The sequence below is a fragment of the Pusillimonas sp. NJUB218 genome (assembly GCF_003788685.1).
Classification (GTDB): Bacteria; Pseudomonadota; Gammaproteobacteria; order Burkholderiales; family Burkholderiaceae_B; genus Neopusillimonas.
In genome coordinates, this window is sequence record NZ_NQMK01000003.1 from 146,185 (window position 1) to 155,101 (window position 8,917).

Genomic DNA, 8,917 nt, shown 5'->3' on the forward strand with positions numbered 1-8,917 from the left:
CGATCAGGTGTTGATGATCAGGCAGTCTTCACCCGACGTCTGGACGTTGTACAGGCGTTTAACCGCATCGGCCCGTTTCTTGAGGACACCTGACTGGTTGATATAGCCTTTGTCGGTGATTTCGTTGTCGTCGATGCTGGGCGGGCTGTCGAGCAGCAGGGCACGCATAACCCGGGTACTGCTGCCAGGGAAGTTGCGGTTGTGGCGTTCGATGCCCTCATGAATGATATTTTGCAACGGCTCAAACTGCGTCAGCGCAGCATCGTCAAGGTTTGTTGCCCCGGCCAGACGCTTGCGGATTTGCGAAGTATTTAAAAAGAGCAGGGCGCCCAGTTCGTCACGATCGTGACCGGTCAGGACGGCGTCGGTGACATAAGGGTGCAATTGGGGCAGCAGGTTGCCGCGTACAGTGGCGACAGAAACCCAGGTGCCGGTAGCCAGCTTGAAGTTTTCAGACAAGCGTCCGGCATAGAAAAGTCCTTCTTCCGGGTGGTCATCATCAGCAAAGACGACGGCATCTCCGGTCAGCATAAAGCCCTCGTCGTCGTAGCTTTTCTGGTTGGCGTTGTCGTCGTTGTAGTAGCCGCGTGTAATGCTGGGGCCGCGAAACCTGATTTCGTACCGATCACCCAAGGGAACAAGCTTTGCCTCGACGCCAGGCGCAGGCAAACCCAGGGTGCCGAGTACTTTGGGTGGCCACCAGATCAGGGTGGCGGGCATGGTAGTTTCGGTTGAGCCTAGCGATGACGAGACCGTAATACGCTGCCCGGTAGCCTGGGCGCTCAGCTGCTCGAGCTTGAGCAACGTATTCGGCGCCAGCGATGCGCCACCGTAAACTATGGCGTTCAGGCGAGCGAAGATATCTTTGGCAATAGTTGGGTCGTCTTCCATGGCGGCGACCAGCATATCCAGACCGCGGGGCACATTGGTCATGACATTGGGTTTGATGTCGCGCAGGTGTTGTACTGTGCGGCCAATCAAGTGCGGCACGGGCTTGCCATCGTCAAGGTAAAGCGTGCCGCCATGGCGCAGCACCATGGCCAGCGCACCATGGGCGCCGGCAGTGTGGTTCCAGGGCAACCAGTCGACCATCACCAGCGGCTCTTTGGCCAGGAAAGGCCAGACTTGGTCCCACAGCACGCCCGAGGCAATGATGTTGCGCTGGGTCATGATGACTGCTTTGGGGCTGCCGGTAGAGCCGGACGTCAAGAGCAGGCGAGCGATGGTGTCGTGCCCCACCCGCCCGAAGGCCTCTTCAACAGCGTGGGTTGGGGTGGTTGCAACGGCCTGGTCAAAGGTTACAGCGTCAGCATTGACAGTGTCGTCGCAAAGCCAGCGTGCGTTGGGGCTGTGGGCTCGTGCCACGGCCAGGGCTTTGGCAAACCGCTGACTATCGCTGGCATAGATCAGCGATGGCAAAAATCGTTGTGACAGATCGGCAATTTTCCCGCAGGCCTCGGACATCAGACTGTAGGCCGGTGAAACTGGCATGACCGGCACGCCGATTTGCATGGCGGCAAATTGCAGTATGGCCTGGTTAATACTGTTTTCACTCAGAATCAGAATTGGTCGCTCAGCGGGCAATTGCTGGTCTAGCAGCCATTGCGAAACGGCGTTGGCTTTTGCCGAGGCTTGGGCGTAGGTCAAGTGTTGCCATTGGCCGTCCGGGCCGGGTTCGGCCAGAAAAGTTTGATTGGGGCGTTCTGCGGCATAACGATGCAGATATTCGCCAATTTGTTGTACGGGCAGCGTGGCCAGGGCTAGCCGGTTAGACAGAGTCAGCGATCCGTCAGGCCGCGTTGTCAGTTGAAGGTCGATGGGAGCAAAGTCCACGTCGCGAAAGGGGGCGTCGGGGCGCAGAGGTTCGATGGCTTGAATGGTTTCTGGAATATGACGACTCATGCTGCAGTATCCGTAATCAGGGGGTGCTGAACCCCAGTAGAACTTTGGTGCCGCGCGGTGCGGAAGAGAAACGTTCCCAGATGTCCGTAAACGATTGGGCCGGCCAGGTTTCGTGCGGTGACGGCGTGAGCGTGCCCTGCGCCATGAGGCCGAACATTTGCGCCATTTGCTGCGTGAATGCCGATGTTTCTTGAACAAGCAACCCGCCACAGTAAACGCCGACGACCGAGGCGCCCTTGAGCAGCAGCAAATTGGTGGGTACTTTTGGGATATCGCCGGCGGCAAAGCCGATGACCAGCAAACGCCCACGCCAGGCCAGGTTACGCACACCGGCCTCGGTGTAGAAGTCGCCAACTGGGTCAACGACGATGTCTGCGCCCGCCTTGCCCAGCAGTTCGCGCAGCCCTTCTTTTAGCGTGTCAGGCGTGACGGTGATATGTTTCTGGCGGGCGGTGTCTTCTAGCAGCAGGCCGTTTGGGGTGCGCGTAACGGTATACACCTGGGCGCCGGCATGACAGGCAATTTGCACACACGCTTTGCCTACCGCCCCATTGGCGCCAAACACGACCACGCGGTCACCGGCGGTCAGGCCCGCGCGGTCTATCAGGCCATGATAGGCCGTAAGGTGCGAGTTGATGGAGGCCACCGCGTCGGCGGGCGCCAGGCCAGCAGGGATATGAACCAGGCGGTGGGCGGGGGCGATCAGGCGCGCGGCCCATGCCCCTACAACTCCGCTGGAGACCACCGCGTCGCCGGGCTTGAAACCGCGCACCTCGCTGCCAACTTCGATGATTTTTCCGGCGGCATCCAGGCCGGGAGTAAAGGGCAGGTTGGGCTTGTCTTGATAACGCCCCTGCACCAGCAAATGATCGGTAAAGTTGAACGCGGCACATTCAACGGCAATGCGTACGTCAGATGGGCCTAGGGAGGGGGTCTCGGCGGCAACAATGTCGATGGCGGGCGGGTTGCCATAGGCTGTGCATCGCAAGGCAAAGTCTGGGGTGTTTTGGGTCATTCGGAAACCTGCAAGATACGACCAGCTCCGGCCGGCCATAGGTTGGCCGACCGGTGAGCTGAAAGCTAATGAAATGGCGGGCGACCGGATAGCCGCCCGCAAGGCCTTATTTGGCCAGTGCCCAGGTGCCGTCTTTGACCGTCACCAGTTCGACGCCGCGATGGTCAAAACCGCTATGGTCCTGGGGCGTCATGTTGTAAATGCCCTGGGTGCCGGGGACTTCTTTGATGTTTTCAAGCGCATCGCGCAGAGCGACCCGGAAGGCCTCGGTGCCGGGCTTTGCGACTTTGAGTGCCTCGGGTACAGCCTTTTCCAGCAAAATGCCTGCATCCATCATGTTGCCGCCAAATGTGGCGGGTTCGGTGCCGTGCATGGCTTTATAGGCATTGATGTAGTCAAGTGCCACTTTCTTGGCGGGGTTGCTGTCGGGCACGTCGTTGGGTACAAGCATGACGCTGCCACCCAGAATGGTGCCTTCGATTTTTTTACCGCCCAGTTTGATGAACTCGTTTAGTGCCGCACCGTGGGTCTGGTAGAAGGGACCTTTGTAGTTTATGTCGGTGAGCGTGACTTGCGGCAATACTGCTGGCCCGCCCGGGGCCGCGACCAGCACGGCGTCGGGTTTGGCCGACAAAATACGCAATGCTTGGCCCGTGACCGATGTATCGGGCCGCTTGAAACGTTCGTTGGCAATGATTTCGATGCCGCGCGCTTTGGCCGCATCGGAGGCCACCTTGAACCAGGTCTCGCCGAACGTATCGCCGGTGCCAATAAAGCCGATGGTTTTGACCCCATTGGCTTTCATGTGGTCGAACAGTTTGTCGGCAACCAGGCCGTCGTTTTGCGTGGTTTTAAATACCCAGCGACGTTTTTCGTCCATGGGCAGGACGATGGCGATGGTACCGACGGGGGCCAATGTGGGCAGCTTGGCTTCGGCGACGAAGTCAAGAATGGCCATGGCATTGGGTGAGCTTGACGGCCCGACCAGCACATCGATTTTCTCTTCCGAGATTAGCTTTTTGACAACGGTGACGGTGTTGGATGGATCGCTGCCGTCGTCGAATGTGATGTATTCGACTTTCTGGCCGCCGATCTCTTTGGGCATGAGGGGCACGGTGTTCTTCTGCGGAATGCCGATGAGCGATACCGGGCCGGTGGCCGACGAAACGACGCCGACTTTAAGCTGGGCGTGTGCCGATGCGGCAAAAGCCAGACCGGCAATCAGGGCAAACAATGTTTTTTTAAGTTGCATGAGGTGTCTCCGGGTTGTTGTACTACGTTGATCGGGTTGAATCAGCGCCAGACGACTGCGGTCTGTCAGGTTGGGGTGGGTGAGCCTGTTGTCTTATTGTTCGTGGGTGGCGGTAGCGTATCGACCTTGCCAGTACACCAATGGCGGGCCGTCGCGGTGGCTGAAATGCTCGACAAGACCCAAAATAATGTCGTGATCGCCGGCCTGGACCAACGTGTGGGTGTCGCACTCGAAAGTCGCCAGTGCGCCGTCAATGACAGGGAGGCCATATGCCGACGGTGTGAACGCAATGCCCTGGAAGCGCCCTTCGATGGGGCCCGTCATTTGCTGGGCCACATGACGCTGGTCGCGCGCCAGAATGTTCACGACGAAGCGGCCCTGGCGGCTGATGACCTGGTGTGCCGTTGTGCCGCGTACAACGTTCCAGCTGATCATCGGCGGCGACATCGACACACTCGAGAATGAATTGATTGTCAGGCCATAGGGCTGGCCGTCTTCAGCCAGCATCGTAATGACGGCGATGCCGGTGGCAAACCGGCCAAATGCCTGACGCAGTTCCGGTTTCTGATTAGTCGTCATCACGTTCGCCTTCCTTGTATAAAAGTCCGTAGCCCAGGCGGTCTATACAGATTTCGGCTGTCCAGGGCAGCATCAGCGCGCCACACCGGCTATCGCGGTACAGGCGCTCGAGGGGGAATGTCTTCAGCATGGCCTGGCCACCGCAAACGCGGACCGCCATGGCGCATATCTCGGCACAGTATTCCATAACTGTGTACTGGCAGGCATAGGCGCGTGAGCGTTCTTCGCGGCTGGGTCGGCGCTTGAACTCGGATGTGACACGATGGAACAAGGCCCAGGCCTGTTGCAGCTTGATATACATCTCGGCGATGGCGTGTTGTTTGGTGGGATACATGCGGCGTTTGACGTTGACGCCGGCGACATCGCCCCGCAGATAGGCTACAGAAAAGTCGAAAGCGGCCTGAGCAACACCCATATAAGTGGGGGTGAGCGTCATGAACATGTGCGGATACTGCGATGCCGCTTTGATGTAGATGCCTCGGGGCATCAGTTGGGCGGTGTCGGGTACATGCACATCTTTGAAAATAAGCGTGCGCGAGACAGTGCCTCGCATGCCCAGAGGATCCCAGTCGCCGACCACCGAAACACCAGGTGCATCGGCCGGGATGGCGATGAACAGCGTGTCGGCCAAGGTGGCATTGGGCACGTCTTCGGTACACAAGACGCCGTAGTAATTGGCATGGCCTGACAATGACGCGAAAATTTTCTTGCCATTGAGCACCCAGCCGCTGTCGCTGCGGGTGGCCGTGGTGCCAAAGGGGTGCTTGCCGGCGGCGGCGCCACTGCCTTCTGAAAATGGTTGCGAATAGATGCTGCCATTGATCATGTTGCCGTAATGAATCGCCCGGTTGTGTTCGTGCGATTCGCGCTCGGCATCGGTCAGGTCCATGGCGTCGATCATGTCTGCCGTCCAGAGGGCGTTGGCATTATGCATATTGAAGGTGTTGGCTGTATTGCCGCAGTAATAGGCAATACGGCTGGCCACCAGCGTGTAGGTGCGATAGTCGGCGCCCAGGCCGCCCAGGCGTTTGGGTACGCACAACCCCAAAAAGCCCATGGCTTTCAGGTCTACGTAGTTTTCTGTGGGGAAACTGGCTTCACGGTCGTGTTTAAAAGCACGTTCGGCCCATTTGACGCCGTATTCGTCGACTTTAGCGATAAGGTGTTTTTGCTCGTCAGTCAGGGGCAGGCCATGAAAGTAGGCATTGCTGTCGGCAGAGTGAGCGTATTCGGCGAGGTAGCTGCTATCCATGTTGGTATCCAGTAATTGCGGTAGGTATGTGTGTTTTGGGCGTGCTTACGCGAACCGTGTCAGAAAGGTGTCGACGACCTGATTGAACTGTGCCGGGTTCTCGAGGTTGGCCATGTGTTTGGTGCCGGGCAGTGTTTCAAGGCGGGCACCCGGAATGGCGTCGGCCATGCGTTGCATGCCTTTGGGCGGCGCCTGGGTGTCGAGTTCACCCGCCAACAAGAGTGTGGGCACAGCAATGTCGGGCAGGCGGTCTTTGTAGTCGAATGTGACCAGCAGGCGCATGTAGTCGATATAACGGCTTTTTTCGATGTTGGCGGCGCTGATTTCGGCCAACTGCCGCATGTGAGTGGAGATGTCTGGCCCCATGAAGCTGGCCAGCATGTCGGGGGCGGCCTGGGCAAAGCTGTGGTAGCGAGTCATGGGTTCGGTGCGCTGTCGCAGGAAGTCTTCTTTCCATTGCGGATCGGTGCTGCCAAACCCTGCGCTGGTCGCCGACAGAATGAGTCCGGCAACCCGATGGGGGTGTTGGTGGTAGAAAGCCTGTGCAACCATGCCGCCAATCGAATGACCGAGCACGATCGCCTTTGAAATGCCTGAAGCATCCAGCATGTCGGCCAGTGCGTCGGCCAGCTCGGGCCAGCCGAGCATGGGCAAGGCGGGTGAGGGCCCGTAGCCGGGGGCCGTCCACGCGATGGTGTGTCGATGGCGACCAAAGTGATTGAGTTGGGGCAGCCAGACTTCGGCCGTCGAGCCCATGCCGTGCAAAAGTACCAATGGCGTGTTGCCATGGCCTGCGGCCAGCCAGGTAGGCGTCATGTTCATTGGAAAACGTCGTTGCAAAGTTGGCCTTGGTCGACCACGGTGATGCCGTCCAGGGCCACTGTGCAGTGGCGCATGGGCAGGTCGAAGTGGCCCAGGGTGTGGCGTCCGGCGACATCGTTCGCGCCGGTCGAATACAGGAAGTTGCCTGCAAATGCCCGAAGTTCTGTGCCGTTGGTGTCGGCTTTGTCGAACATTTGCAGGGCGTCCCAGCGGGCTTGCGGGTTCATGCCCCACCCGACATGACTGACGGCATACGCGTCGCGATCTTGCCAGGCCGCCATGTAGCTGCGCATCAGTTCGGCGTCGAGGTTTTTGCCCTCGATGCGCGCGACATAGTCATTTTCAATGTGCAGTGTCACGGGTTGTTCGAGGTAACGCTTGAAGGTCAGGTTGACGTCGCCGATGTCCATGACCAGCGTGCCGTTGACGGTGTTGGCTGCCGGGAAAGCCAGGCAGATGCCGCCAGGCCAGTGCTGTACCAGGCCGGGTCGGTCGGCGCCCCCCCAGACGCCCCCCACTTTGGCGTGATTCAGGTCGATGGTCAGGTGGGTGCCCGCAGCTGATGTGACCGTCATGACTTTGGCATTGGCCAGCATCTTGACGCCTTTTTTTACGGCGGCAGTCAGGTCCTGGTCGGTGGTCAGGCGTTCGAGTGTTTCGGGGTGCTCGTTGCTGACCATGAGTACGCGTGCACCTGAACCCAGAATGCCGGGCAGCTCGGGCGAGTGCAGCAGGCCCTCGACCGTGAGGTCGACGACGAGGCCTGGTCCCGACAAGGCCTGGATGACGGGCGCCATGTTTTGAATGACATGTGACGCACCCGTGGATCGCACGGGGACAGGCGTGTTGATGGCCAGCGACGGAACGGTGATTTGTACTGGGATGGCGCCCATGCGCGCCAGGGCCAGTTCGGCCAGTTGAACATTGATACTGCGGCTTTCGGTTTCGGTCAGCAAGCGGACAATTTCGCCGGTTTCGACCTTGCATTTGCGAAACATGATTTCGAATGCGCGAATCCATTTTTCCTGAATTTTCATCTTGGCGTGCTCCGGCTTTTTCTATTAATAGTCTGGTTAGTCGAATAATAGCGATAGTCAGTTTTTCAGGTCAATAGTTTTATATGGAATAAGTGATTGGGGTTTTTCCTAATAAAACGACTGGCTGGACTATTATTGAGAGTGGTAGAAGCGTGGGTAAGAAGCTTTTGATGCGCGCCTTGGGGCGTGGCGTTACCGGATTCAGGCGGCTGGCGCCAATGACAGTGCGGCGGCGATAAAACGGCGTTCTTACGCGGCAAGAAGGGCGCTTCATAGTATGCTCAGAGGCTTTCAAGGATGCGTGAGCCCTTATGTCTGAAGACTTGTGTCGTCGCGATTTGCCGTTGCTGATTGTGTTGCCGCATGCGGGTGCTGCGGCTTATCAGTACGCGCCGCTTGCAGCAACACTTAAAGCAGATTTCGCGGTACGTTGCCTCGAGTTGCCTGGCCGGGGCAAGCGCGCGCGCGAACCCTTCGTCACGGATATCGCGGCGGCCTTGGCCGACATCAACCGGCAACTGGGGGCGCTGGACGGGCAGTCCTGGGTCTTGTTCGGGCATAGCCTGGGCGCCCATCTGGGCATGGCTTTGTTGCGCGACCGCCGACGCAGTGGTTTGTCGTTGCCGTCGTTGTTTTTTGCCTCGGGTGCCGTGGCGCCGTCAGCCTACCGGGTCAGGAACGTGGCCGCACTCTCCAGCGATGCGTTCTGGGATGAGGTGCGTGCTTACGGCGGCGTGCCCGAAGTGCTGCTTCAGGATGCCGAGTATCGGTCCTACTTCGAGACGATATTGCGCCACGACATGCGCTTACTGGAGCATGCCCCGCAGTACGCGCTTACGCCCGACCGGCGCGAGCGCGCGGTCCCGGTACCCGTGCCGGTTGTTGCGCTGCGGGGTGGGGATGACCCGGCGTGTCATGCCATGGCTACTTGGCAAGACGAAACCATCTTTCCGTTGCAGCAACAGACGTTTCCCGGCGGACATTTTTATTTGTTCGATGCGTTACCGGCTGTGGCTGCTGTGGTGCGCGAGGCGTGCACCGCGCGCATGCCCGATTGA

At 58.9% G+C, this 8,917-nt stretch carries 8 protein-coding genes; 1 reads left to right on the forward strand and 7 read right to left on the reverse strand.

Features of this window, described 5'->3' with window-relative positions; all coding sequences use genetic code 11:
• Nucleotides 1-3 precede the first annotated feature (3 nt).
• The 7 genes from CHR62_RS05715 to CHR62_RS05745 form a co-directional block, all read right to left on the reverse strand.
• Complete coding sequence (locus tag CHR62_RS05715) at nucleotides 4-1,902, reverse strand: AMP-binding protein (RefSeq protein WP_123660311.1); 1,899 nt, start codon at nucleotides 1,900-1,902, stop codon at nucleotides 4-6.
• Between the two features lie 16 nt (nucleotides 1,903-1,918).
• Nucleotides 1,919-2,917, reverse strand: coding sequence for an NADPH:quinone oxidoreductase family protein (locus tag CHR62_RS05720; protein ID WP_158609098.1), 999 nt, complete (start codon nucleotides 2,915-2,917; stop codon nucleotides 1,919-1,921).
• A 106-nt stretch (nucleotides 2,918-3,023) separates the two neighbouring features.
• Nucleotides 3,024-4,169 (reverse strand): ABC transporter substrate-binding protein, encoded by a 1,146-nt coding sequence (locus CHR62_RS05725; protein ID WP_123660313.1) that lies wholly within the window; start codon nucleotides 4,167-4,169, stop codon nucleotides 3,024-3,026.
• A gap of 93 nt (nucleotides 4,170-4,262) precedes the next feature.
• Nucleotides 4,263-4,748, reverse strand: a complete 486-nt coding sequence (locus CHR62_RS05730) for a flavin reductase family protein (RefSeq protein WP_093970906.1) — start codon at nucleotides 4,746-4,748, stop codon at nucleotides 4,263-4,265.
• Nucleotides 4,738-6,000 carry an acyl-CoA dehydrogenase family protein gene (locus CHR62_RS05735; protein ID WP_123660314.1) on the reverse strand — a complete coding sequence of 421 codons (1,263 nt, stop codon included), beginning with the start codon at nucleotides 5,998-6,000 and terminating at the stop codon, nucleotides 4,738-4,740. The genes CHR62_RS05730 and CHR62_RS05735 overlap by 11 nt, the downstream gene beginning before the upstream one ends.
• A gap of 45 nt (nucleotides 6,001-6,045) precedes the next feature.
• On the reverse strand, nucleotides 6,046-6,822 hold the full coding sequence (locus CHR62_RS05740) for an alpha/beta fold hydrolase (protein WP_123660315.1): 777 nt from the start codon (nucleotides 6,820-6,822) through the stop codon (nucleotides 6,046-6,048).
• Nucleotides 6,819-7,859 (reverse strand): peptidase M29, encoded by a 1,041-nt coding sequence (locus CHR62_RS05745; RefSeq protein WP_093970909.1) that lies wholly within the window; start codon nucleotides 7,857-7,859, stop codon nucleotides 6,819-6,821. The genes CHR62_RS05740 and CHR62_RS05745 overlap by 4 nt, the downstream gene beginning before the upstream one ends.
• A gap of 311 nt (nucleotides 7,860-8,170) precedes the next feature.
• Between CHR62_RS05745 and CHR62_RS05750 the strand changes: the two genes are divergently transcribed.
• Nucleotides 8,171-8,917 carry a thioesterase II family protein gene (locus CHR62_RS05750; protein ID WP_123660316.1) on the forward strand — a complete coding sequence of 249 codons (747 nt, stop codon included), beginning with the start codon at nucleotides 8,171-8,173 and terminating at the stop codon, nucleotides 8,915-8,917.

Coding starts and splice junctions, on each gene's coding strand:
- CHR62_RS05715 (WP_123660311.1), bottom strand. CDS start 1,902: ATGAGTCGTCATATTCCAGAAACCATTCAAGCCATCGAACCTCTGCGC.
- CHR62_RS05720 (WP_158609098.1), bottom strand. CDS start 2,917: ATGACCCAAAACACCCCAGACTTTGCCTTGCGATGCACAGCCTATGGC.
- CHR62_RS05725 (WP_123660313.1), bottom strand. CDS start 4,169: ATGCAACTTAAAAAAACATTGTTTGCCCTGATTGCCGGTCTGGCTTTT.
- CHR62_RS05730 (WP_093970906.1), bottom strand. CDS start 4,748: ATGACGACTAATCAGAAACCGGAACTGCGTCAGGCATTTGGCCGGTTT.
- CHR62_RS05735 (WP_123660314.1), bottom strand. CDS start 6,000: ATGGATAGCAGCTACCTCGCCGAATACGCTCACTCTGCCGACAGCAAT.
- CHR62_RS05740 (WP_123660315.1), bottom strand. CDS start 6,822: ATGAACATGACGCCTACCTGGCTGGCCGCAGGCCATGGCAACACGCCA.
- CHR62_RS05745 (WP_093970909.1), bottom strand. CDS start 7,859: ATGAAAATTCAGGAAAAATGGATTCGCGCATTCGAAATCATGTTTCGC.
- CHR62_RS05750 (WP_123660316.1), top strand. CDS start 8,171: ATGTCTGAAGACTTGTGTCGTCGCGATTTGCCGTTGCTGATTGTGTTG.